The sequence below is a fragment of the Caballeronia novacaledonica genome, assembly GCF_900258035.1.
Lineage (GTDB): Bacteria > Pseudomonadota > Gammaproteobacteria > Burkholderiales > Burkholderiaceae > Caballeronia > Caballeronia novacaledonica.
Genome location: NZ_OGTP01000011.1, coordinates 86,190 through 109,037, shown reverse-complemented (window position 1 = coordinate 109,037; position 22,848 = coordinate 86,190). Strand labels below are relative to the sequence as shown.

The window sequence follows — 22,848 nt, the reverse complement described above, 5'->3', positions numbered from 1 at the left end:
AATCGGCAATTTGGTAGAAAAACTACCAAATTTCTTTCCAAGAAATGTTGCATTGCACTAGAAATCCATAAGGCTTAACCCTATACTTCTTTCTAAGGGAAAACCCTCTACCGCTAACCGGAGTCAGTCATGAGCTACCTCTTCGCCCTGCTGCAAAAATTCGCTTCGATGTTCGAACCGGCGCACCTGCCGATGGACAAAGACTATTCGTATCAAGCACGTTTCCGTGAATCCGAGCGTCAGCGCAAGGCACGCGGCACGGCTTTCGGCTTCCGTCTGTAATGCGTAGCTGAGGCGGCGCGGGAAACAGAACACGAGCAACATACGACGGCACTCGCCGTACGACCCGCCCGCCACTTCTTCCTCTTCCTGTAGTTTTTCTAGCAGTTTTCACACCGCTTCGGCTTTTTGCCGGACGCATCTCCCATTCGCGTCTCGCGCGCGACTCCTTTCGACTCGCTGACAGCGTCATCACAAGGCGCCTGCATCGCAAAATGGCGCAGCGACTTGTATTTGCGCGACACGCCGAAAAGCGCAAGTTCGTTCTATTCGCTCCCCGCAAACCCTTGTCCAGCAAGGCTTCGCATATCAGTTGGCACTTTCGCCCTTATTCCGGTGTCGTATTTCCACAGGTGGTTGTCGCAAATAGTCGGCTGATGTGACTTTTTTCTGGCAACTATGTATGCACAGCGCGGACGAGCGTCCGCCCACGCCAGGAGATATTCGATGAATTCCCCCAAGGTAGTAGTCGAAGGACTGTGCAAAGTATTTGGCAACAGTCCCAAACAGGCGCTGGACATGCTGGCCGGTGGCGCGACGAAGGAAGAAGTCTTCAAGCGCACCGGACAGATCGTCGGCGTCCATAACGTCTCCTTCGACGTCAAGGAAGGCGAGATTTTCGTGCTCATGGGTCTGTCCGGTTCGGGCAAATCCACGCTGATCCGCCTCATCAACCGGCTCGTGGAACCGACGGCCGGCAAAGTGCTGATCGACGGCCGCGACGTGGCCGCCGTGCCGCGTTCGGAGCTCACGTCCCTGCGCCGCAAGGACATGAGCATGGTGTTCCAGTCCTTCGCACTGATGCCGCAGCGCACTGTTCTTTCCAACGCCGCATTCGGCCTCGAGGTCGCGGGCGTCGGCAAGAAGGAGCGCGAGGCGCGCGCGATGACGGTGCTCGAACAAGTCGGCCTGGCGCCGTTCGCGCAGAAGTTGCCCGCGCAACTATCGGGCGGCATGCAGCAGCGTGTGGGTCTTGCACGCGCGCTGGCGGTGAATCCGTCGCTGATGATCATGGACGAGGCGTTCTCCGCGCTCGATCCGCTCAAGCGCAAGGAAATGCAGAACGTGCTGCTCGAACTGCAACGCGAGCAGCGCCGCACGATTCTGTTCGTGTCGCACGATCTGGAAGAGGCGATGCGCATCGGCACGCGCATCGCGATCATGGAAGGCGGCCGCGTGGTGCAGATCGGCACGCCGCAGGAAATCATCACCAATCCGGCCGACGACTACGTGGAAGCGTTCTTCGAAGGCATCGACACGAGCCGCTATCTGACCGCGGGCGACCTGATGCAGACGGACGACGTGCCGCTCATCAGGCACTCGCCGCAGATCGACGCGTCGAGCATCGCGGCGACGCTCAACGGCAGCGCGGACTACGCGTTCGTGCTGGATGCGCAGCGCCGCATCCGCGGCTTCGTCGGGCGCGATGCGAACGGCAACGCCGCGCCGCAGATCAATCCCATCGAATGCGTCGAGTGCAGCATGGCGCTCGACGACGTCGTGAATCGCGTGGTCGCGAGCCCGGCGCCGCTGCCGGTCGTCGATGCCGACGGTCTGTATTGCGGTTCGATCAACAAGACCAACGTCCTGAAGGTCCTTACGCACCATCGAGGTTCCCATGTCTGAAATCATTCCGCTTGGCACTTGGGTGGACCACGGCGTCCACTATCTCCTCGATCACGACGCGAAAACCTTCGACTCCATCGGCAAGGTCATCGAAACGTTCGCCGCGGCGATCGAGCACGGCCTGCAGGCCATTCCGATGTGGCTGTTGATGGCGATCTTCGTCGGCATCGGCTTGTGGCGTGTCGGCTGGCGATTCGCGGCGTTCGTGCTCGCTTCGCTGCTGCTGATCTACGCGACGAACTTCTGGGACCAGATGGTCATCACGCTGGGCCTCACGTTGTCGTCGACGTTCATCAGTCTCTTGCTCGGCATTCCGCTCGGCATCTGGACCTCGAAGAGCAAGTACGTCGAAATGGCCGTGCGTCCGGTCCTCGACCTGATGCAGACGATGCCCGCCTTCGTCTACCTGATTCCCGCCGCGATGCTGTTCGGCCTCGGACGCGTGCCGGGCATTCTGGCCACGGTCATCTTCGCGATGCCGCCTGCCGTGCGTCTCACCGCGCTCGGCATCAAGCAGGTGAATCGCGAGATCGTCGAGGCGGGTCAGGCGTTCGGCTGCACGCCGTGGCAATTGCTCTACAAGGTGCAAATTCCGAACGCGCTGCCTTCGATCATGACCGGCGTGAACCAGACGATCATGATGGCGTTGTCGATGGTCATCATCGCGTCGATGGTCGGCGCGGGCGGCCTGGGCAACGACGTGCTTGCATCGATTCAGCGCCTGGATATCGGCCTCGGCTTCGAGAGCGGCTTGTCGGTGGTGTTGCTGGCGATCATTCTCGACCGCATCACCGAGAGCTTCGGACGTTCGCCCGGCATGGCGCGCGCCCCGTTGTTCGCCGGCCTGAAGAGCGTGATGAAAGTGCGCCGCGAACCGGCGACGCAACAAAGCTAGGAAGGCATCGACCCATGAAGCGCGACGCGATCGTTCCAGCGGTTACCGATTCACCGTTGTCCAATCTCGCGCACTTCGGCTTTCTCACCTTGCCGAACTTTTCGATGATCGCGTTCACGAGCGCGGTCGAAGTGCTGCGCATGGCCAACTACGTGGGCCGCGAGCAGCACTATCGATGGTCGATCATCACGCCGGAAGGCGAGCCCGCGCGCGCGAGCAACGGCATCACCGTGAAGCCGACCGTGACGCTCGACGAGGCAGGCATGCCGGACGTGCTGATCGTGTGCGCGGGCTGGCATGTCGCCGATTATGTCGACGACAAGGTGATCGAACTCCTGCGGCGCGCGCATGAAGCGGGCATTCCGCTCGGCGGCATCTGCACCGGGCCGTATGCGCTGCTCGCGGCGAAGCTGCTCGACGGTTATCGCTGCACGCTGCACTGGGAAGACATGTCGCCGGTGAACAAGCGCTTCCCGCATGTGCGATTCGCGGACGAACTCTTCGTGATCGATCGCGATCGCCTGACCTGCACGGGCGGCACCGCGCCGCTCGATCTGATGCTCAATCTCGTCGGCATGCGGCTCGGGCAGGCGCACGCGGCGCAGGTGTCGGAGCAGTTCATCGTCGAGCGCATACGCGGATCGACGGATTACCAGCACATTCCCGTCGATGCGCGCGTCGGTTTCTCGCGCGCCGAGCTTGTCGAAGTCGTGCGGCTGATGGAGGCGAATATCGAAGAGCCGCTGTCGCTCGAAGAACTCGCGCGCCTCGTGCATCTGTCGCAGCGGCACTTGCAGCGCATGTTCAAGATGTTCCTCAACGTATCGCCGACGCATTACTACCTGACGCTGCGTTTGCGCCGCGCGCGTGAACTCTTGCGCAACACGGATGCATCGATCGCGCGCGTGACGAGCATCTGCGGATTCCATTCGCCTTGTCACTTCAGCAAGGCGTATCGCGCGCAGTTCGGGCATGCGCCGAGCGTGGAGCGCCGCTTGTCGGCCTGACGTCTTTCCAGTCTGTTTTTTCTTCGGTCCGCGCGGGCTTTCGGGTCGCGCGCGCGGGCCGCTTCATGCCTTAAAAAAATCGGGAGAGAGATAGATGAAACGCTTGTGGATCGCGGCAGCTTTGATATCCGGTTTGTCGGGAGCCTATGCCGCCGAACCCGCCGCATGCAAAAACGTGCGTTTCGCCGATGTCGGCTGGACGGATATCGCCGCGACGACCGGACTCGCATCGACCATTCTTCAGGGACTCGGCTATAACCCGACGAAGACCATCGCGTCCGTGCCGATCACGTTCGCGGGCGTGAAGAGCAAGCAGATCGACGTATTCCTCGGCTACTGGTCGCCGACAATGGACCCGATGATCGATTCGTTCAGGAAAGCTAATCAAATCAAAGTTCTGCCGACACCGAATCTGACCGGCGCGAAGTACACGCTCGCCGTGCCCGATTACGCGTATCAGGCGGGCATCAAAAACTTCAGCGACATCGCGAAGAACTACGACAAGCTGGATGGCAAGATTTACGGCATCGAACCGGGCAACGACGGCAATGCGCTCATCAAGAAGATGATCGACAACAACCTGTACGGGCTCGGCAAGTTCAAGCTCGTGGAATCGAGCGAGGCGGGCATGCTGGTCGAGGTGAATCGCGCGATCCGCGAGAAGAAGCCGATCGTGTTCCTCGGCTGGGAGCCGCATCCGATGAACGTGCAGATGAAGATCGACTATCTCGCCGGCGGCGACGACGTGTTCGGTCCGAACTACGGCGAGGCGAAGGTGCTGAGCGTCACGCCGACGGACTACGATGCGCGCTGCCCGAATGTCGCGAAGCTCGTGTCGAACCTGCAGTTCACGACGGACATCGAGAACCACGTGATGCTGCCGATCATGAACAAGACCGATGCGAACAAGGCGGCGCGTGAATGGCTCAAGGCGAATCCGGCGGTGCTCGATAAATGGCTTGCGGGTGTGAAGACGTTCGATGGCAAGGATGGGTTGCCGGCGGTGAAGGCCTACGTCGCCGGCAACTGAACGCAGTGATGCGAAGAAGGCGCGTCAGCTCCGGTAATCGGGCTTCGCGCCTTCGATCATCCTCAACGCCGCTTCCCACTGCAGCGCCATGATCCCGTCGGACTCGTCCCGCCGATATTGCTCGGCCGTCAACTCGCAAACCCTCTGCGACGGCAGATTCAATTCCGCATGGCCCGCCAATGCGCGAATCTGAATCTCGCAGGCCCTTTCAAGAAAGTACATTTCCTGAAACGCCTCCGGAATCGACTTCCCGCAAGTCAGCAAGCCGTGATTCTTCAGAATCATGGCGTTGTGCGATCCGAGATCGTTGACGAGCCGGTCACGTTCCGCGAGATCGAGTGCGATCCCTTCATAGTCGTGATAGGCGAGATGCCCGTAATACTTCAGCGCATGCTGGCTGATGGGGAGAAGGCCCTGCTTTTGCGCCGATACCGCCGCGCCCGCCGCCGTGTGCGTATGTACGACGCACGCCACATCGGGACGCGCCATATGAACGGCCGAGTGAATCGTGAAGCCCGCCGGATTCACGCGATAGCGCGCGGGATCGTCGCTTGCGCGCGCTTCGACCGGACGTCCCTCGCTGTCGATGCGCACGAGATCCGATGCGCGCATCTCGTCGAATAGCACGCCATAGCGGTTGATCAGAAAGTGATGATCCGCTCCCGGCACGCGCGCGCTGATGTGCGTGAAGATCATGTCGGTCCAGCGGAAGTGGCCGATCACGCGATAAAGCGCCGCCAGTTCGCACCGCACCTGCCATTCTTCCTGCGAAAATCCGTGAGTCTCCATGCCGTTCCTCCTTGGTTTGATGAGCCGCGGAAAACGTGAACAGATTCTGCTAGATCGCCTGGGCGCGGCCCGGGAAAGTTTCGTCGTAGTCCATTGCCTGATCGGCTTCCTGCGCATCCGGCGCGCCGCCTTGCTCGCGATACATCATCGGCGGCAAGCCGAATTGCTTGCGGAATTCGCGGCCGAGATGCGATGCATCGGAGAAACCGCAACTCGACGCGATATCCGCCACCGTCTTGTCCGAACTCGTCAGAAGCCACGCGGCGGTGCGCAGCCGCACCTGCTTCGCGTACGCCTGCGGCGCCTTGCCGGTTTCCGCCTTGAAGAGGCGTTCGAGTTGCCGCGTCGACAGATCGAGCTTGTGCGCGAGTTCATCGAGCGTGAGCGAACGTCCGACGTGCTGCTCCATCAGCAGGATCGCACGTTTCACCTTCGGATGCGTCGCGGGCGCGAGACCGGGCGGATGCGGCTGCGGCGCGTTGCCCTTCTGCATGTCGTCGACGAGCAGGATGCGCAGCGCCTTTTGCACCGTCGCCGTTTCGAAGTGACGCAGCAGAATGGCGGCGGCGACATCGATCGATGCGCGCCCGCCCGAACACGTGATGCGCCTTCTGTCGATCACGAAGAGGCGATCCGCGATCAATGATTTCTCGTCGGCGTGCGGAAAGCGCTCGATGAAATCCCAGTAGTGAAACCAGCTTACGCAGATGCGATGCCCTTCGAGCACGCCCGCGCGCATCAGCGAGAACACGCCCGTGCACATGCCGACGAGCGTCGCATTCGACGCGGCCGCGCGGCGGATGAACTGCAGCGTCGCGTCACTGGTGGCGGGTCCGGAATGCAGCAGGCCGCCCACCACGACGACGTAATCGAACGGCTCGGCCTGATCGTAGGTTTCCCACGGCGTGATCTGAATGCCGCAGCTCGCGCGCACCGGCGCGAGCGTCTCGCCGATCACGCTCCACGAGCAGCGCACCGGACGGCTGAAATCGCCTTCGTCGGCGGACAGACGCAACAGGTCGACGAAACCGGAGAACGCGGTCAGCGTGAAGTTCGGCAGCAGGATGATGCCGAAGCGAATGCGCGATTTCGATTGACCGTCGACGGAAGACGGCGGAAGAGGCTCTGCGGCGTTCATGCGGAAGACATGCGGCTGGAGGTTATCCAGCGAGCATAACACTCGCCCGCGAGCGCCGGGAGCGTGTCAGAAAGACGGCCGCCGCGTGATTGCGAACGACTGGAAAGCGAAGGCCTTCAGCCGCCGAGCACGGCGAACGCCCAGGCGAAGGCGCCGCCGACGAGCGCGCCGGTCGAGCGTCCGAGCAGGCTCGCGATGGTGTAATCGCCCCAGCGCTGCTCGACTTCGGCCTTCAACACGCCGAGGTAGCGCAACACGGGATCGATCGAACAGAGCAGCATGAGCGCGCCCCAGACGGGCGCCTGGCGCGTGAGCACGTGATCGACTGCGAGAAGGTCCGCTGCCTGAAGCGTGCCGACGACAGCCACGCCGACGAGGAAAGCGAGAACCCAGGATTTCAAGAACTGATCGGGAAGAGCGTGAGATTCCATCGATGCAAACCAGAGAAGCGAGACAAGGAGGAAGCGGACGGAAGCCGCGTGGCGCGGTCCGTCCGGGAACCTAGGGAATATACCGATGCATGCCCGCGCAGCGATTCGGACCAGTCTCAAAAATCAGGAAAGTGCAACGAAAGTGCGCAAAAACGCGCCAGATGCGAAATGCTCTGTTAGCGCGATCGGCGTCGATAACCGTCGCGAAGCAGCAGGCGGCGATGAAGCCCTGACGCCGCGATCCCATTTCGATGGCGTCTTTGTTCTATCGGGTCTTTTCAGGGTTTGGTGCAATGAGCGACATACCGAAACCACGGTCGCGCATCGTGCGCAACGCCAAACCAGGGACTCGCCCATGAACGTCAGCGTTTTCGATCTGTTCAAGATCGGCATCGGACCGTCGAGCTCGCATACCGTCGGACCGATGATCGCGGCGTGCCGTTTCGCGTCGCATATCGAGGACGCCAATCTGCTCGCCTTCGTCACCCGCGTGCGCGCCGAGCTGTTCGGCTCGCTCGGCGCAACCGGCAAGGGCCACGGCACCGACAAGGCCGTGCTGCTCGGTCTCGAAGGCAATCTGCCCGACCTCATCGATCCCGACACGATCGCGCCGCGCCTCGCCGACATTCGCGCGTCGAAGCGCCTCAAGCTGCTCGGCACGCACGAAGTCGCGTTCGAGGAGCGCGAGCACATCGGCTTCTATCGCAAGCTGATGCCGGGCGCGCCGGGATCGAGCATCGTGCATCCGAACGGCATGCGCTTTCAGGCGTTCGACGAGAACGGCCAGTTGCTCGTCGAGAAAGAGTATTACTCGATCGGCGGCGGCTTCGTCGTGAATCGCGAAGGCGATCGCGTGAACGGTCTGCGCGCGGGCAACGTCGTGCCGCATCCGTTTCGCACCGGCGACGACCTGATGCGCGTCTGTCAGGAGACAGGTCTGTCTATCGCGGACGTGACGATGCAGAACGAATGCGCGAATCGCAGCGAAGCCGACGTGCGCGAAGGCCTGCTTGCGGTGTGGCGCGTGATGGCCGCGTGCGTCGAGCGTGGCTGCAAGGAACGCGGCGAGTTGCCCGGTCCGATGCACGTGAAGCGCCGCGCGGCCGATCTCAGCGCCTCGTTGCGCTCGCGTTCCGAAGAATCGCTGCGAGATCCCTTGTCGATGCTCGACTGGGTCAATCTCTACGCGATGGCCGTCAACGAAGAAAACGCGGCGGGCGGCCGCGTCGTCACCGCGCCGACCAATGGCGCGGCCGGCGTGATTCCCGCCGTGCTGCACTACTACGTGAAGTTCATGCACGGCTCGAACGACGAAGGCATCGTGCGCTTTCTTCTGACGGCTGCGGCCATCGGCATCATCTACAAGGAAACGGCTTCGATCTCCGGCGCGGAAGTCGGCTGTCAGGGCGAAGTTGGCGTCGCGTGCTCGATGGCCGCCGCCGCGCTTGCCGCGGTGATGGGCGGCACGCCCGCTCAAGTGGAAAACGCCGCGGAAATCGGCATGGAACACAACCTCGGCATGACCTGCGATCCGGTCGGCGGGCTGGTGCAGATTCCGTGCATCGAACGCAACGCAATGGGCGCGATCAAGGCGATCAACGCCGCGCGCATGGCGATGAAGGGCGACGGCACGCATTACGTGTCGCTCGATTCGGTCATCAAGACGATGCGCGAAACCGGCGCCGACATGAAGACGAAATACAAGGAGACGTCGCGCGGTGGCCTCGCCGTCAACGTCATCGAATGCTGAATTCAGGACACCACGAAGGAAGAGAAACACCATGAGCCGCTATTCCATCTTCAGCCTCTTGCGCAACGGCATGTCGTATCACGAGAACTGGGAGCGCCAGTGGCGAAGTCCCGAGCCGAAGCGCGAGTACGACGTGGTGATCGTCGGCGGCGGCGGTCATGGTCTCGCGACCGCGTATTACCTCGCGAAAGAGCACGGCATCACGAACGTCGCGATTCTGGAGAAAGGCTGGATAGGCGGCGGCAATACGGCGCGCAACACGACCATCGTGCGCTCGAACTATCTGTGGGACGAATCGGCCGCGCTGTACGAGAAAGCGATGAAGCTGTGGGAAGGGCTCTCGCAAGACCTCAACTACAACGTGATGTTCTCGCAGCGCGGCGTGATGAACCTCGCGCACACGCTGCAGGACGTGCGCGACACGGAGCGCCGCGTGAACGCCAACCGCCTGAACGGCGTCGATGCCGAGTTCCTCACGCCGCAGCAGATCAAGGAAATCGAGCCGACGATCAACCTCAACAGCCGCTATCCGGTGCTGGGCGCGTCGATTCAGCGTCGCGGCGGCGTGGCGCGGCACGATGCGGTCGCGTGGGGCTTCGCGCGCGGCGCGGATCAGGCGGGCGTCGACATCATCCAGAACTGCCAGGTCGTCGGCATTCGCCGCGACGGCAATCAGGTGACGGGCGTCGATACGACGAAGGGCTTCATCAAGGCGAAGAAAGTCGCGGTCGTTGCGGCGGGCAACACGACGACGCTCGCCGACATGGCCGGCGTGCGTCTGCCGCTCGAAAGCCATCCGTTGCAGGCGCTCGTGTCTGAACCGATCAAGCCGGTCGTGAATACGGTCGTGATGTCGAACGCGGTGCACGCGTACATCAGCCAGTCCGACAAGGGCGATCTCGTGATCGGCGCGGGCGTCGATCAGTACACGGGCTTCGGTCAGCGCGGCAGCTTCCACATCATCGAAGGCACGCTGGAGGCGATCGTCGAAATGTTCCCGGTGTTCTCGCGCGTGCGCATGAATCGGCAGTGGGGCGGCATCGTCGACGTCTCGCCGGATGCGTGCCCGATCATCTCCAAGACCGACGTGAAGGGTCTCTACTTCAACTGCGGCTGGGGCACGGGCGGCTTCAAGGCAACGCCGGGTTCGGGCTGGGCGTATGCGCACACCATCGCGAAGGACGAGCCGCATGCGTTGAACGCGCCGTTCTCGCTGGATCGCTTCTATACCGGACATCTCATCGACGAACACGGCGCGGCTGCCGTGGCTCACTAACCGCATCGAGGAACAAGACATGTTGCTGATCGAATGCCCCTGGTGCGGGCCGCGCGCCGAAACCGAATTCTCGTGCGGCGGCGAAGCGGATATCGCGCGTCCGCTCGACACGGAAAAGCTCACCGACAAGGAATGGGGCGACTACCTCTTCATGCGCAAGAATCCGCGCGGCGTGCATCGCGAGCAATGGATGCACGCGCAAGGATGCCGCCGCTGGTTCAAGGCGCAGCGCGATACGGTTTCATACGAGATTCAAGGCTACGAGACGTTCGACCGTCCTCTGGCTGTGATGGACACGACTAACGGAGGCACGTCGAAATGAGCCAGAAAGACCGACTCGGCACGGGCGGGCGCATCAATCGCGCGATTCCCGTGACCTTCACGTTCAACGGCAAGACGTATCAGGGTTTTGAAGGCGATACGCTCGCGTCCGCGCTGCTCGCGAATGGCGAGCGCTTCGTCGCGCGTAGCTGGAAGTATCACCGTCCGCGCGGGATCGTCACGGCGGGCGTGGAAGAGCCGAATGCAGTCGTGCAGCTCGAAACCGGCGCGTACACGGTGCCGAATGCGCGCGCGACGGAAGTCGAGCTGTATCAAGGTCTCGTTGCTGCGAGCGTGAACGCGAAGCCGAACATCGAGAACGATCGCATGGCGGTCAATCAGAAGATCGCGCGCTTCATTCCCGCGGGCTTCTACTACAAGACGTTCATGTGGCCGCGCAAACTCTGGCCGAAGTACGAAGAAGTGATCCGCGATGCGGCGGGTCTCGGCGAAGCGCCGAAACAGCTCGACGCCGATCGTTACGACAAGTGCTTCGCGCACTGCGATGTGCTCGTGGTCGGCGGCGGGCCTTCGGGTCTCGCGGCTGCGCATGCGGCGGGTCTGTCGGGCGCGCGCGTGATTCTGGTCGACGATCAGCGCGAACTCGGCGGCTCGCTCCTGTCGTGCCGCGCGGAGATCGACGGCAAGCCCGCGCTGCAATGGGCGCAGAAAATCGAAGCCGAACTGCGCAAGATGCCCGACGTGAAGATCCTCGCGCGCAGCACGGCGTTCGGCTATCAGGATCACAACCTCGTCACGATCACGCAGCGCCTGACGGAACATCTGCCCGTGTCGCGCCGCAAGGGCACGCGCGAACTGCTGTGGAAAGTGCGTGCGAAGCGCGTGGTGCTCGCGACCGGCGCGCACGAGCGTCCCATCGTTTTCGGCAACAACGATCTGCCGGGCGTCATGCTGGCGTCGGCGGTGTCGACGTATCTGCATCGCTATGCGGTGCTGCCCGGTCGTCGGGCCGTCGTCTTCACGAACAACGACGACGCGTATCAATGCGCGCTCGATCTGAAATCGGCAGGCGCCGAAGTGACCGTCGTCGATCCGCGTCCGGCCGAATCGAAAGGCACGTTGCCCGCGGCGGCGCGCCGCTACGGCGTGCGCGTGATGAACGACGCGGTGATCACCGTTGCGCGCGGCAAGCTGCGCGTCGCGTCGGTGGAAGTGGCTTCGTATGCGAAGGGCGAGGTCGGCCAGAAGCAGACGGAACTGCAATGCGATCTCGTCGCGTTGTCGGGCGGCTGGAGCCCGGTGCTCCACCTGTTCGCGCAATCGGGCGGCAAGGCGCACTGGCACGAAGAAAAGGCGTGCTTCGTTCCGGGCAAGGCGATGCAGCTCGAAAGCAGCGTCGGCGCATGCGCGGGCGAATTCTCGCTGGCGCGCGGCATCCGTTTCGGCGGCGATGCGGGCGCGGAAGCGGCGCGTGCGGCGGGTCATATCGTCGTGAAGCCGAATCCGGTGCAGGTCGCTGAAATCGTCGAAGCCCCGATGATACCGCTGTGGATCGTCGGCGACCGGGACATGTCGACGCGCGGCCCGAAGCAGTTCGTGGACTTCCAGAACGACGTGTCCGCAGCGGACATCTATCTGGCGGCGCGTGAAGGCTTCGAATCCGTCGAGCACGTGAAGCGCTATACGGCGATGGGCTTCGGTACGGACCAGGGCAAGCTCGGCAACATCAACGGCATGGCGATTCTCGCGCAGGCGCTCGGCAAGACGATTCCCGAGACCGGCACGACGACGTTCCGCCCGAACTACACGCCCGTCACTTTCGGCACCTTCGCGGGCCGCGAGCTGGGCGAGTTTCTCGATCCGGTGCGCAAGACCGCGATTCACGAATGGCACGTCGAGAACGGCGCGATGTTCGAGGACGTCGGCAACTGGAAGCGTCCGTGGTACTACCCGAAGGCCGGTGAAGACATGCACGCGGCGGTTGCGCGCGAATCGCTGGCGGTGCGTCGGAGCGTCGGCATTCTCGATGCATCGACGCTCGGCAAGATCGACATTCAGGGCCCGGACTCCGCCAAGCTCTTGAACTGGATGTACACGAATCCGTGGAGCAAGCTCGAAATCGGCAAGTGCCGCTATGGCCTGATGCTCGACGAAAACGGCATGATCTTCGACGACGGCGTCACGGTGCGCCTGGGCGAACAGCATTACATGATGACGACGACCACCGGCGGCGCGGCGCGCGTGCTGACGTGGCTCGAACGCTGGCTGCAGACGGAATGGCCCGACATGCGCGTGCGGCTTGCATCGGTGACGGATCATTGGGCGACCTTCGCGGTCGTCGGCCCGAACAGCCGCAAGGTGTTGCAGAAGGTGTGCCACGACATCGACTTCGCGAACGCGGCGTTCCCGTTCATGAGCTATCGCGATGGCACGGTGGCGGGCGCGTCGGCGCGCGTGATGCGCATCAGCTTCTCGGGCGAACTCGCGTATGAAGTGAACGTGCCGGCCAATGTCGGACGTGCGGTGTGGGAAGCGCTCATGGTTGCGGGCGCGGAATTCGACATCACGCCGTACGGAACGGAAACGATGCACGTGCTGCGCGCGGAGAAGGGCTACATCATCGTCGGCCAGGATACGGACGGTTCGATGACGCCTTACGACCTCGGCATGGGCGGGCTGGTCGCGAAGTCGAAGGACTTCATCGGCAAGCGTTCGCTGACGCGTTCGGATACGGCAAAAGAAGGGCGAAAGCAGTTCGTCGGACTCCTGACCGATGATCCCGCGTTCGTGCTTCCGGAAGGCGCGCAGATCGTCGCGGGTCCGTTTCAGGGCGATACCGCGCCGATGCTCGGTCATGTCACGTCGAGCTATTACAGCCCTATTTTGAAGCGCTCGATTGCGCTGGCCGTCGTGAAGGGCGGTCTCGACAAGATCGGCGAATCGGTCATGATTCCGCTCGCGAACGGCAAGCGGGTCAACGCAACGATCACCAGTTCGGTGTTCTACGACAGCGAAGGAGCACGTCAGCATGTTGAATGAGATCAAGGCATCCGCGACGGTCGTCGACCGCGCCATCGGCGGGCAAGGCCTCACGGGCACCTGGCAGGAGTCCCCGCTCGTCGGCGCCGATGCGTTGATGAAGGCGCATCAAAGCGGCTCGCCGAAGAAGTTTCGTCTGACGGAGCGGCCGTTTCTCGAACTCGTGAACGTGCGTGGCGACACGCGTGATGCGGCGTTCGTGAAGGCAGTGCAGAACGTGATCGGCTGCACGCCGCCGGAGAAGGCGAACACCGTCGCGCGCGGCAACGGCTACACGATGCTGTGGCTCGGCCCCGACGAATGGCTCGTGTGTTCGGATGCGTCGCACGATGCGTCGCGTCCCGCACCGCTCGAAGCGAAGTTGCGCGAGGCGTTCGTCGGCCAGTTCTCGGCGGCGGTGGATATCGGCAGCGGTTATACGATGCTCGAAATCGACGGCCCGAAGACGCGTGAAGTGCTTGCGCGCGGCTGTCCGCTCGATCTGCATCCGCAGGTCTTCGGCGCGGGGCAGTGCGCGCAGAGCCACTATTTCAAGGCCTCTCTCACGCTCGTGCCGCTCGGCGGCGATCGCTTCGAGATGATCGTGCGCCGCAGCTTCGCGGATTACTTCGTGAAGATCATGCTCGACGCCGCCGAGCCGCTTCTTTCATGAAGCCGTTCGAACCGCTCGAAGCGGGTGGACAGGGCTGGCGCGTGATCGTCGACGAGTTGATCGTGAAGACGCGCGTCGGCCTGTACGAACATGAGCATGAAGGGCCGCAAGTCGTCTGCATCGATGCGAGCCTGCGCTATCGCGGGATGCCGCATGAATCGGACGATGGTCTCATCGATTACGAAGCGTGGTGCAATCGCGTGAGTGCCTTTCTCGAAGCGAAGGCGCATACGCGATTGCTGGAAACGCTCGCGGTGGAGATTGCCGCGCTGTCGTTCGAGGAATGGCCCGCGCTCGATGCAATCACGCTCACGCTGCACAAGCCGAAGATTCGCGAAGGCACGAAGCGGCTGGGGCTCGAACTCGACTGGCGGCGTGCGGATTTCGAGGCGTGGCGCTTGAATGCCGCTGCTTTTCACGCGTCCATGCGATGAACGCGTCGCGCGATGCCGCCGCGCGACTCTCCGAGCGTGCGTGCAAGAAACACGACGCGGACGCGGCGCTCGCGTTGCTTGATCGGAGCATCGCGCTGAAGCATCGGCGGATTGCGCTGATTCGCTATCTGCACGCGCAGTATCTCGATGCGCCGCTCGAAGCGCGGCATCATGAGTATGTGAAGACGATTGCTGCGCGCCTGAGCGTGGAGGCGTTGATGCAGGTTGCGGCGGCGGCGCGCGCGCGGTTTGGCGGTTGATGGATTTTTCGCGAGGGTGATCTGGCTCCGCGTGGGCGGGAGAACCAAGCCCCTCACACCCTCTCCATCGGCTCCCTCCGCAACGATCCACCTCCCCGCGCCCGCTTCCCATGCGCCACGAAGTAGGGCGTAGCAACGCGCTCCAACGGCTGCAATCCCCGAATCCGATCCGCAATCTTCTCCGCCATCATGATGGTCGGCGCATTGAGATTCCCGGTCGTGATCTGCGGCATGATCGACGCATCGACGACGCGCAGTCCTTCCATCCCGTGCACGCGTCCTTCGCCATCGACGACAGCCATATCGTCATAGCCCATCTTGCACGAACAGGAAGGGTGAAAAGCCGTCTCCGCTTTCGCTCGCACGAACGCATCGAGTTCCGCATCGCTTTGCAGGTCGTCGGAAGGATGAAGCTCGCGTCCCCGATACCGGTCCAGCGCAGGCTGACGCATGATCTCGCGCGTGATACGAATCGCATCGCGGAACTCGCGCCAGTCGAGTGGATCGGCCATGTAGTTGAAAAGAATGCCCGGATGCGCTTGCGGATCGCGCGACTTGAGTTTCACGCGGCCACGGCTTAGCGAGCGCATCGATCCGACATGCGCCTGAAAGCCATGCATCCTGATCGGGTTCGATCCGTTGTAGTTGATCGCCACCGGCAGAAAGTGATACTGGATGTTCGGCCAGAGATCGTCGTCGCGCGTGCGGATGAACCCGCCTGCTTCGAACTGATTGCTCGCGCCGATGCCCGTGCCGTTGAGCATCCATTCGAGCCCGATCGCCGGCTGATTCCACCACTGCAACGCCGGATACAGGGACACGGGCTCCCTGCATTCGTATTGCATGTACATCTCGAGGTGATCCTGCAAGTTCTCACCGACGCCGGGCAGATCGTGCACCACCGGAATCTCCAGCTCCTTCAGCCACGCCGGCCGCCCCACGCCCGAGCGCTGCAACAACTGCGGCGAAGCAATCGCGCCGCCGCACACGAGCACTTCGCGCCGAACGTGCGCCGTGACACGCTGCCCGCCCTGCAGATACGCGACGCCGATCGCACGCTTGCCCGAGAACAACACGCGGTCGGTAGTTGCATGCGTAACTATCGTGAGATTCTCGCGATGTTTCGCGCGATCCAGATACCCGCGCGCCGTGCTTGCACGCCGTCCGTTCGCTGTTACGGTGCGATCCATCGGCCCGAAACCTTCCTGCTGATAACCGTTCAGATCTTCGGTGCGCGGATAGCCCGCCTGTACGCCGGCCTCGACCATCGCGGCGAAAAGCGGATTGTTGCCGGGCTTGCTCGTCGTGACATGCACGGGGCCATCGCCGCCGTGATACGCGTTCGCGCCGACGTCGCGCGTCTCGGCCTTGCGAAAATAGGGCAGGCAGTCGAGGTAGCTCCAGTCTTCGAGGCCGGGCATCGACGCCCAGTTGTCGTAGTCGAGCGCATTGCCGCGGATATAGCACATGCCGTTGATGAGCGACGATCCGCCGAGCCCCTTGCCGCGCCCGCATTCCATGCGGCGGTTGTTCATATGCGGTTCAGGCTCGGTTTCGTACGCCCAGTTATAGCGCCGCCCTTGAAGCGGATAAGCCAGCGCCGCCGGCATTTGCGTGCGAAAGTCGAAGCGATAGTCCGGCCCGCCCGCTTCGAGCAGCAGCACGGTCACGTCCTCGTCTTCGGTGAGACGCGACGCGAGCACGTTGCCCGCCGATCCCGCGCCGACGACGATGTAGTCGTATTCGTTCGCGCTCATCGAGAATGCTCCTTAAAACACGGGCTGATAGGGGCCGAGCTCGACCTGAACGGACTTGACGCGCGTATAGGCATGCAACGTAGTAATGCCGTTCTCGCGCCCGATGCCCGATTGCTTGTAGCCGCCCACGGGCATTTCCGCCGGCGATTCGCCCCACGTATTGATCCAGCAGATGCCCGCTTCGAGCCGATGAATCACGCGATGCGCACGCGACAGGTTCTCCGTCACGACGCCCGCCGCGAGACCGTAGTCCGTATCGTTGGCGCGCGCGATGACTTCGCTTTCGTCATCGAACGCGAGAATGCTCATCACGGGACCGAAAATTTCCTCGCGCACGATGCGCATGTCGTCGCGGCAATCGGCGAACACGGTCGGCTCGACATACTGGCCGCGAGCGAAAATGCCATCGGTCATGCGCGTACCGCCCGCGACGAGCCGCGCGCCTTCGCGCTTGCCGCTCTCGATGAAGCCGAGCACCTTCTGCAATTGCGCCGCGCTCACGAGCGGCCCGAAGTTGGTGTCGGGATCATCGGGCGCGCCGATGCGAATGCGCTTCACACGCGCGAGAATCAACGCTTCAAACTGGTCGATGACACCGCGCTCCACGAACACGCGCGTACCGTTCGTGCATACCTGTCCCGAGCTGAAGAAGTTCGCGCTCATGGCGATATCGGCGGCGCGTTCGAGGTTCGCATCGTCGAACACGATGAGCGGCGACTTGCCGCCGAGTTCCATCGTCACGTCCTTGAGCGTCGAGCCGCCCGCGCGCGCCATCACTTTCTTGCCCGTCTCGACGCCGCCCGTGAACGAAATCTTCTCGACGCCCGCATGTTCGGCGAGCATGGCGCCGACGCGGCCATCGCCCTGCACGACGTTGAACACGCCCGCGGGCACGCCCGCTTCGGTATAGATTTCGGCGAGCTTCAGCGCGGTCAACGGCGTGACTTCGCTCGGCTTGAAGATCATCGCGTTGCCTGCGGCGAGCGCGGGCGCGGACTTCCAGCAAGCGATCTGAATCGGGTAATTCCATGCGCCGATACCCGCGCACACGCCGAGCGGTTCGCGCCGCGTATAGACGAACGACGATTCGCGCAGCGGAATCTGCTCGCCTTCGATGGCCGTCGCGAGCCCGGCGTAATACTCGATGACATCCGCGCCCGTGACGATATCGACGGCGCGCGTCTCCGCGATCGGCTTGCCGGTGTCGCGCGTTTCGATCGCGGCGAGTTCGTCGTTGCGCGCGCGAAGCAGATCGACCGCGCGGCGCAGGATGCGCGAGCGCTGCATCGCGGTCATCGCGGCCCATTCGCGCTGGCCTTCACGCGCCGATCGCACCGCGCGATCGACATCCGCCTGCGATGCCTGCTGCACGCGCGCGAGCGTTTCGCCCGTCGCGGGATCGAGCGTGTCGAAGGTTTCGCCGCTCGTCGCATCGACGTATTCGCCGCCGATGTAAAGCCGTTGCTCTCCGAATGCGGACATGTCGCGCTCCTTCAAAATTGTTGGCTCAACCGCGCGCGTCCAGCACGAGGTCGATGTAGTCGTAGGCGAGCCGCAGCGCGCCTTTCGTATCGAACGGTTCGCCCGCGAGCGCGCCGCGCAGCCACAGGCCGTCGATCAATGCGGCGAGACCGCTCGCGGCCCGGCGCGCGGCCGGTTTCGTCAATGCTCTGGAGAAATCCGCGCACAGGTTCGAATGCAGACGCCGCGTGTTCACGCGCTGCAGCCGCCGCAACTCCGGCTTGTGCATGCTTTCGGACCAGAACGCGAGCCACGTCTTCATGACCGGTCCGTTCACCTGTTCGACGTCGAAATTCGCCGCGACGACCGCGCGCAGCTTCGAGCGCGGATCGGGCTTCGCGGCCTTGCGCCGGCGCGACGTGCCTTGCCATAGCGAGCGCAGCACATGACGCATCGTGGCTTCGAGCAGGCCGTCCTTGTCGCCGAAATAGTGACTGACGATTCCCGTCGACGTGCTTGCGCGCTGCGCGACCGAGGCGAGCGTCGCGCCCGCGAGCCCCGACTGGTCGATGGTGTGCAGCGTGGCGTCGATGAGTTGCGCGCGGCGGATCTCGCGCATTCCGAGCTTGGGCATGGTGTTCCGTTACCGAAGGATTGCGCCGATACTAGTTTTTTTATATTGAACGGTCAATCAATAAAAACAGACGATGTCGGTTTCAGTCAAACGCGCGTCGCATTGAGTGACAGTCGCGCTTCGGCGACAGCGCTACCCTCGTTGCACGGGCGTGGTCATCGTCGAGATGCACCGCGCGTGCCGTCCACGAGACATGGAGACGATCAATGAGCAGCAATCGCGGCGTCGTTTATCTGGGGCAGGGCAAGGTCGAAGTGCAGTCCATCGACTATCCGAAAATGGTCGATCCACGCGGCCGCGACATCGGCCACGGTGTCATTCTGAAAGTCGTCAGCACCAATATTTGCGGCTCGGACCAGCACATGGTGCGCGGCCGCACGACAGCGCAGGTCGGCCTTGTGCTCGGCCATGAGATCACGGGCGAGGTCATCGAAGTGGGGCGCGATGTGGAGACGCTCGCGGTCGGCGATCTCGTGTCGGTGCCGTTCAACGTCGCGTGCGGCCGTTGTCCGACCTGCAAGGCGCAGCACACGGGCGTGTGCCTGAACGTGAATCCGTCGCGCGCGGGCGGCGCGTATGGCTATGTCGACATGGGCGGCTGGATCGGCGGCCAGGCGGAATACGTGATGGTTCCGTACGCGGATTTCAATCTGCTGAAGTTTCCCGACAAGGCGCAGGCGATGTCGAAAATCCGCGACCTCACTTGCCTCTCCGACATTCTTCCGACGGGTTATCACGGCGCCGTGATGGCGGGCGTGGGGCCGGGCTCGACGGTGTATATCGCGGGCGCGGGTCCGGTCGGCATGGCGGCGGCGGCATCGGCGCGGCTGTTGGGTGCGGCGTGCACGATCGTCGGCGACATGAACGAGGAGCGTCTTGCGCACGCGCGCGCGATGGGCTTCGAGACGATCAATCTGTCGAAGGATGCGACGCTCGGCGAGCAGATCGAGCAGATTCTGGGGAAGCCGGAAGTGGATTGCGCGGTCGATTGCGTGGGCTTCGAGGCGCACGGCCACGGAAGCGACAGCGGTCACGAAGCGCCCGCGACGGTGCTCAACTCGCTGATGGAGATCACGAAGGCGGCGGGCGCGATCGGCATTCCGGGGCTCTACGTGACCGACGATCCCGGCGCGGTCGATGCCGCCGCGAGGAAGGGCAGTTTGAGCATCCGATTCGGTCTCGGCTGGGCGAAGTCGCACTCGTTCCATACCGGACAGACGCCGGTGATGAAGTACAACCGCAATCTGATGCAGGCGATTTTGTGGGACCGTTTGCCGATTGCGGATATCGTCAATGTGACGGTCGTTTCGCTTGATGAAGCGCCGGATGGATATCGGAAGTTTGATGGCGGTGCGCCGAGGAAGTTTGTTATCGATCCGCATGGGGTGTTGAAAGCGGCTTGAGGGTGGATTTTGGCACTTGGGGTTCGGGGGCTTCGTTGTGTCGCCGGATCCCGATTTGTTATTGGTTTATAAGCGTTGCCCCTGTGCGGGGCGGCAGTCACTTTCTTTGCTGCTGCAAAGAAAGTAACCAAAGAAAGCAGCTTTTCAGGCCCGCGGTCACACGCAACTTGGCCAATTTTCTCCCTCAAGTTGGCCCTCGCCTAAGTGTCGCCCTCACAGGCCCAATCGGGCTTGGCTCGCGCACGGTGTGCCGCATCGCGCCTCCCGCCAGATTGGTTCAGCACGAAATAGCATCGGCACAGCGCTGCGCGCTGCCGTTGGGTATGCGAGGGAAACCAGCGAGAAAGAAGCGCACGCGGCCCGCCCCCCCGATTGACCCATCGGCCGCGAAGCGGGCCGGCGCTATTTCGTGCTGAACCAACTTGTTGTGTGGTGCGATATGTCAGACCGTGCGCGAGCCAAGCCGAGTGAGTTTTGTGAGGGCACTTGCTACTCTGGGGGCCATTAGGTCAATCGCCTGTGCCGCGGCCGGCATGAAGTGCTTAGGCTGGGGATAGCTGTTTCTTTGGTTACTTTCTTTGCAGCAGCAAAGAAAGTGACTGCCGCCCCGCACAGGGGCAACGCTAATAAACCGACACGAAAGCAAGTTTCACTCACACCTTCGAAGCCTCAAAAAGCCCCCACGCCGTGCGCGATAAAAGCTGCTTTCTTTGGTTACTGTCTTTGCAGCAAGCAAAGAAAGTGGCTGCCGCCCCGCACAGGGGCAATGCCAATAGACCGACGCGAAAACAGGATTCCCCGAAGTCCAAAGCAAATCCGGATTCCGAAATCCGGCAAAACCACAAGCAAACAAAAACCAAATCCGCGTCATACTTGACGCATGAAGGCCGAATATCTCCGCACTGCGCTTACCTTCCGCCTCGCGCGCCCCGACGACGCCGCGGAAATCGCGCGCATCCACGTCAGGGCCTGGCAGGCCGCTTATCGTTCGATCTTTCCCGCCGAATTTCTCGATTCCCTTTCCGTTGCAAAACGCCGGGCCCTATGGACCGAAATGATCGCGCGCAACACGCCACGCGTGATGCTCGCGCAACGCAACGACGTCATGCTCGGATGGATCGCATGGGGTCCTTCGCGTGACCACGACAAAGGCAGGACGGACGCGGAGATCGAAGCCGTCTATATCGATCCGGCGCATTGGCGCCAAGGCGCGGGCAGGATGTTGATCGACGAAGCAATCAACGCCGCGGCGAGCGAAGGCTATCGGGAAATGACGCTCTGGGCGCTGGAAGAAAACGCGCACGGCTTGCGCTTCTATAAAGCGCTCGGCTTCGCGCTGGACGGCGTGTTCCGGACGGAAAGAGTCGGCGGATGCGAAGTCTGCGAAACGCGGCTTCACATGTCGATCTGAACAATCTGAACGATCACGCCACCATCGCGGAGACGGAGGAAAGCGGTGGCACCTGCTTGCGCCGTTCGCGCGTCGGCGCCGTGCCGAAAGCATCGCGATAGCTTTTCGAAAAATGGCACGCCGACTGAAAGCCGCACGCCATCGTGATATGCATGATCGACATGTCGGTCTGCAGCAGCAGTTCGCGCGCGCGCCGCAAACGCAGCGTCAAATAATAATGCGTCGGCGTCATGCCGAGATGCTCGCGAAATAGCCGCTGCAATTGCCGTTGCGACATGCCCGCCAGCCGCGCCAGTTCTTCGCGCGACAACGGCTCTTCGATGTTGTTCTCCATCAGCGAAATAACTTCGAAAAGCGACTTGTTCGCCGATCCGAGACGCGCCACCAGCGGCATGCGCTGCTGCGCGCTCGTATCCCGCACATGTTCGACGATGAACTGCTCGGCGATCTGCGTGACCCGCGCCGTGCCGACGCGCGCGGCGATCAGATTCAGCATCATGTCGAGCGGCGCGACGCCGCCCGTGCACGTCACGCGATCGCGGTCGATCACGAACAACTCTTTTAGAAAGCGCGTGTCGGGAAACTCTTCCTTGAGCGCCGACATGTTCTCCCAGTGGATCGCGCACGCATATCCGGCGAGCAGACCCGCGCGCGCCAGCGCATAGGTGCCGGTGCAAAGCGAGCCGAGCACGCTGCCCGTGCGCGCGAAGCGGCGCAAGGCAGAGAGATGCGCGGGCGTTGTCGCGCGCTGCACGTCGATACCGCCGACCACGAACACGATGTCAGGCTGTCCCACGCAATCGACCGGTCCGGTATCGACGGAGAGGCCGTTGCTCGCCGTCACGGGGCCGCCGTCCGGACTCACGATCGACCATCGATAAAGCGGCTGCCCGGTCAGGTAGTTCGCCATGCGCAGCACTTCGATCGCATTGGTGAACGCGATCATCGTGAAGTTGGGAAGCGGCATGAACGCGAAGTGTGACAACGACGCCGTGCGGTCGGAGGACATGTGAGAACTGATTCCTTGGAATCGATTGTTGGCGCCGTCGATGCGGCGCTTCACCACTTTTGCAATTTTGGTTGCGAGTGCAACTACCATGCCATCAGGCTAAACCCTGAGCACGCGAGGCCTCGCACATTGCTTCGCTGCGGGCGCGCACAAACGCGGGGCCATACGACATAGCCGCGCACTGCCGCAGCGCACGATCGTTCCGATGCAGTGCAGCACAACGCCCGAATTCATGCGCTACACCGAAACCCGGATCGCCACTTGTCGAAAACAGACGCGCATGTC

At 62.6% G+C, this 22,848-nt stretch carries 21 protein-coding genes; 14 read left to right on the top strand and 7 right to left on the bottom strand.

Features of this window, described 5'->3' with window-relative positions; genetic code table 11:
* The first annotated feature begins 129 nt into the window (after nt 1-129).
* The 5 genes from NOV72_RS32350 (at nt 130) to NOV72_RS17355 (ending at nt 4,837) form a co-directional block, all read left to right on the top strand.
* Entirely contained in the window at nt 130-282 is a 153-nt protein-coding gene (locus NOV72_RS32350) for a hypothetical protein (RefSeq protein ID WP_181291086.1), read from the top strand.
* A 444-nt stretch (nt 283-726) separates the two neighbouring features.
* Complete coding sequence (locus tag NOV72_RS17370) at nt 727-1,905, top strand: quaternary amine ABC transporter ATP-binding protein (RefSeq protein ID WP_106855837.1); 1,179 nt, start codon at nt 727-729, stop codon at nt 1,903-1,905.
* A complete protein-coding gene (choW, locus tag NOV72_RS17365; RefSeq protein WP_106855836.1) occupies nt 1,898-2,800 on the top strand; it encodes a choline ABC transporter permease subunit in 903 nt (300 codons plus the stop codon). Before NOV72_RS17370 ends, choW begins: the two co-directional genes overlap by 8 nt.
* Nucleotides 2,801-2,814: 14 nt before the next feature.
* Nucleotides 2,815-3,807, top strand: coding sequence for a GlxA family transcriptional regulator (locus NOV72_RS17360; protein ID WP_035502687.1), 993 nt, complete (start codon nt 2,815-2,817; stop codon nt 3,805-3,807).
* Nucleotides 3,808-3,901: 94 nt separating this feature from the next.
* Nucleotides 3,902-4,837, top strand: a complete 936-nt coding sequence (locus tag NOV72_RS17355) for a choline ABC transporter substrate-binding protein (protein WP_106855835.1) — start codon at nt 3,902-3,904, stop codon at nt 4,835-4,837.
* Between the two features lie 24 nt (nt 4,838-4,861).
* Here NOV72_RS17355 and NOV72_RS17350 read toward each other — a convergent pair whose 3' ends face one another.
* The 3 genes from NOV72_RS17350 to NOV72_RS17340 all read right to left on the bottom strand — a co-directional run bounded on the left by NOV72_RS17350 (nt 4,862) and on the right by NOV72_RS17340 (nt 7,165).
* Nucleotides 4,862-5,626 (bottom strand): class II aldolase/adducin family protein, encoded by a 765-nt coding sequence (locus tag NOV72_RS17350; RefSeq protein WP_106855834.1) that lies wholly within the window; start codon nt 5,624-5,626, stop codon nt 4,862-4,864.
* A gap of 49 nt (nt 5,627-5,675) precedes the next feature.
* A complete protein-coding gene (locus NOV72_RS17345) occupies nt 5,676-6,764 on the bottom strand; it encodes a GlxA family transcriptional regulator (RefSeq protein ID WP_106855833.1) in 1,089 nt (362 codons plus the stop codon).
* A 116-nt stretch (nt 6,765-6,880) separates the two neighbouring features.
* Complete coding sequence (locus NOV72_RS17340) at nt 6,881-7,165, bottom strand: hypothetical protein (RefSeq protein WP_245933074.1); 285 nt, start codon at nt 7,163-7,165, stop codon at nt 6,881-6,883.
* 385 nt (nt 7,166-7,550) lie between these two features.
* Here NOV72_RS17340 and NOV72_RS17335 point away from each other — a divergent pair, with 385 nt between their 5' ends.
* Genes NOV72_RS17335 through NOV72_RS17305 form a run of 7 tightly spaced genes read left to right on the top strand, consistent with a single transcriptional unit; the run spans nt 7,551 to nt 14,888 of the window.
* Nucleotides 7,551-8,945, top strand: a complete 1,395-nt coding sequence (locus tag NOV72_RS17335; RefSeq protein WP_106855832.1) for an L-serine ammonia-lyase — start codon at nt 7,551-7,553, stop codon at nt 8,943-8,945.
* 31 nt (nt 8,946-8,976) lie between these two features.
* Nucleotides 8,977-10,221 (top strand): sarcosine oxidase subunit beta family protein, encoded by a 1,245-nt coding sequence (locus tag NOV72_RS17330; protein ID WP_062259847.1) that lies wholly within the window; start codon nt 8,977-8,979, stop codon nt 10,219-10,221.
* A gap of 19 nt (nt 10,222-10,240) precedes the next feature.
* Entirely contained in the window at nt 10,241-10,543 is a 303-nt protein-coding gene (locus NOV72_RS17325) for a sarcosine oxidase subunit delta (RefSeq protein ID WP_106855831.1), read from the top strand.
* Nucleotides 10,540-13,542, top strand: a complete 3,003-nt coding sequence (locus NOV72_RS17320) for a sarcosine oxidase subunit alpha family protein (protein WP_106855830.1) — start codon at nt 10,540-10,542, stop codon at nt 13,540-13,542. Before NOV72_RS17325 ends, NOV72_RS17320 begins: the two co-directional genes overlap by 4 nt.
* Nucleotides 13,532-14,194 carry a sarcosine oxidase subunit gamma gene (locus NOV72_RS17315; protein WP_106855829.1) on the top strand — a complete coding sequence of 221 codons (663 nt, stop codon included), beginning with the start codon at nt 13,532-13,534 and terminating at the stop codon, nt 14,192-14,194. The genes NOV72_RS17320 and NOV72_RS17315 overlap by 11 nt, the downstream gene beginning before the upstream one ends.
* The gene (locus NOV72_RS17310; protein WP_106855828.1) at nt 14,191-14,628 is read left to right on the top strand and encodes a dihydroneopterin aldolase; all 438 of its coding nucleotides are present in this window, start codon (nt 14,191-14,193) and stop codon (nt 14,626-14,628) included. The genes NOV72_RS17315 and NOV72_RS17310 overlap by 4 nt, the downstream gene beginning before the upstream one ends.
* Complete coding sequence (locus NOV72_RS17305) at nt 14,625-14,888, top strand: hypothetical protein (protein ID WP_106855827.1); 264 nt, start codon at nt 14,625-14,627, stop codon at nt 14,886-14,888. Before NOV72_RS17310 ends, NOV72_RS17305 begins: the two co-directional genes overlap by 4 nt.
* Nucleotides 14,889-14,941: 53 nt before the next feature.
* On the opposite strand, the gene betA is transcribed toward NOV72_RS17305, so the two are convergent.
* The 3 genes from betA to betI are packed head-to-tail and all read right to left on the bottom strand — an operon-like array spanning nt 14,942 to nt 18,740.
* Nucleotides 14,942-16,645, bottom strand: coding sequence for a choline dehydrogenase (betA, locus tag NOV72_RS17300; protein ID WP_106855826.1), 1,704 nt, complete (start codon nt 16,643-16,645; stop codon nt 14,942-14,944).
* A gap of 12 nt (nt 16,646-16,657) precedes the next feature.
* Entirely contained in the window at nt 16,658-18,127 is a 1,470-nt protein-coding gene (gene betB, locus NOV72_RS17295) for a betaine-aldehyde dehydrogenase (protein WP_106855825.1), read from the bottom strand.
* Nucleotides 18,128-18,152: 25 nt separating this feature from the next.
* A complete protein-coding gene (betI, locus tag NOV72_RS17290; RefSeq protein ID WP_106855824.1) occupies nt 18,153-18,740 on the bottom strand; it encodes a transcriptional regulator BetI in 588 nt (195 codons plus the stop codon).
* Between the two features lie 206 nt (nt 18,741-18,946).
* On the opposite strand from betI, the gene fdhA reads away from it, so the two are divergent.
* Entirely contained in the window at nt 18,947-20,143 is a 1,197-nt protein-coding gene (gene fdhA / locus NOV72_RS17285; RefSeq protein ID WP_106855823.1) for a formaldehyde dehydrogenase, glutathione-independent, read from the top strand.
* Between the two features lie 880 nt (nt 20,144-21,023).
* On the top strand, nt 21,024-21,554 hold the full coding sequence (locus NOV72_RS17275) for a GNAT family N-acetyltransferase (RefSeq protein WP_106855821.1): 531 nt from the start codon (nt 21,024-21,026) through the stop codon (nt 21,552-21,554).
* A gap of 13 nt (nt 21,555-21,567) precedes the next feature.
* Here the strand turns inward: NOV72_RS17275 and NOV72_RS17270 are convergent, their stop codons facing one another.
* Nucleotides 21,568-22,563, bottom strand: a complete 996-nt coding sequence (locus NOV72_RS17270; RefSeq protein WP_106855820.1) for a GlxA family transcriptional regulator — start codon at nt 22,561-22,563, stop codon at nt 21,568-21,570.
* Nucleotides 22,564-22,848: the final 285 nt, after the last annotated feature.

Coding starts and splice junctions, on each gene's coding strand:
- NOV72_RS17275 (WP_106855821.1), top strand. CDS start 21,024: ATGAAGGCCGAATATCTCCGCACTGCGCTTACCTTCCGCCTCGCGCGC.
- NOV72_RS17370 (WP_106855837.1), top strand. CDS start 727: ATGAATTCCCCCAAGGTAGTAGTCGAAGGACTGTGCAAAGTATTTGGC.
- NOV72_RS17345 (WP_106855833.1), bottom strand. CDS start 6,764: ATGAACGCCGCAGAGCCTCTTCCGCCGTCTTCCGTCGACGGTCAATCG.
- NOV72_RS17335 (WP_106855832.1), top strand. CDS start 7,551: ATGAACGTCAGCGTTTTCGATCTGTTCAAGATCGGCATCGGACCGTCG.
- NOV72_RS17305 (WP_106855827.1), top strand. CDS start 14,625: ATGAACGCGTCGCGCGATGCCGCCGCGCGACTCTCCGAGCGTGCGTGC.
- NOV72_RS17330 (WP_062259847.1), top strand. CDS start 8,977: ATGAGCCGCTATTCCATCTTCAGCCTCTTGCGCAACGGCATGTCGTAT.
- NOV72_RS17325 (WP_106855831.1), top strand. CDS start 10,241: ATGTTGCTGATCGAATGCCCCTGGTGCGGGCCGCGCGCCGAAACCGAA.
- NOV72_RS17360 (WP_035502687.1), top strand. CDS start 2,815: ATGAAGCGCGACGCGATCGTTCCAGCGGTTACCGATTCACCGTTGTCC.
- NOV72_RS17350 (WP_106855834.1), bottom strand. CDS start 5,626: ATGGAGACTCACGGATTTTCGCAGGAAGAATGGCAGGTGCGGTGCGAA.
- NOV72_RS32350 (WP_181291086.1), top strand. CDS start 130: ATGAGCTACCTCTTCGCCCTGCTGCAAAAATTCGCTTCGATGTTCGAA.
- NOV72_RS17270 (WP_106855820.1), bottom strand. CDS start 22,563: ATGTCCTCCGACCGCACGGCGTCGTTGTCACACTTCGCGTTCATGCCG.
- betI (WP_106855824.1), bottom strand. CDS start 18,740: ATGCCCAAGCTCGGAATGCGCGAGATCCGCCGCGCGCAACTCATCGAC.
- betB (WP_106855825.1), bottom strand. CDS start 18,127: ATGTCCGCATTCGGAGAGCAACGGCTTTACATCGGCGGCGAATACGTC.
- NOV72_RS17355 (WP_106855835.1), top strand. CDS start 3,902: ATGAAACGCTTGTGGATCGCGGCAGCTTTGATATCCGGTTTGTCGGGA.
- NOV72_RS17320 (WP_106855830.1), top strand. CDS start 10,540: ATGAGCCAGAAAGACCGACTCGGCACGGGCGGGCGCATCAATCGCGCG.
- choW (WP_106855836.1), top strand. CDS start 1,898: ATGTCTGAAATCATTCCGCTTGGCACTTGGGTGGACCACGGCGTCCAC.
- betA (WP_106855826.1), bottom strand. CDS start 16,645: ATGAGCGCGAACGAATACGACTACATCGTCGTCGGCGCGGGATCGGCG.
- NOV72_RS17310 (WP_106855828.1), top strand. CDS start 14,191: ATGAAGCCGTTCGAACCGCTCGAAGCGGGTGGACAGGGCTGGCGCGTG.
- NOV72_RS17315 (WP_106855829.1), top strand. CDS start 13,532: ATGTTGAATGAGATCAAGGCATCCGCGACGGTCGTCGACCGCGCCATC.
- fdhA (WP_106855823.1), top strand. CDS start 18,947: ATGAGCAGCAATCGCGGCGTCGTTTATCTGGGGCAGGGCAAGGTCGAA.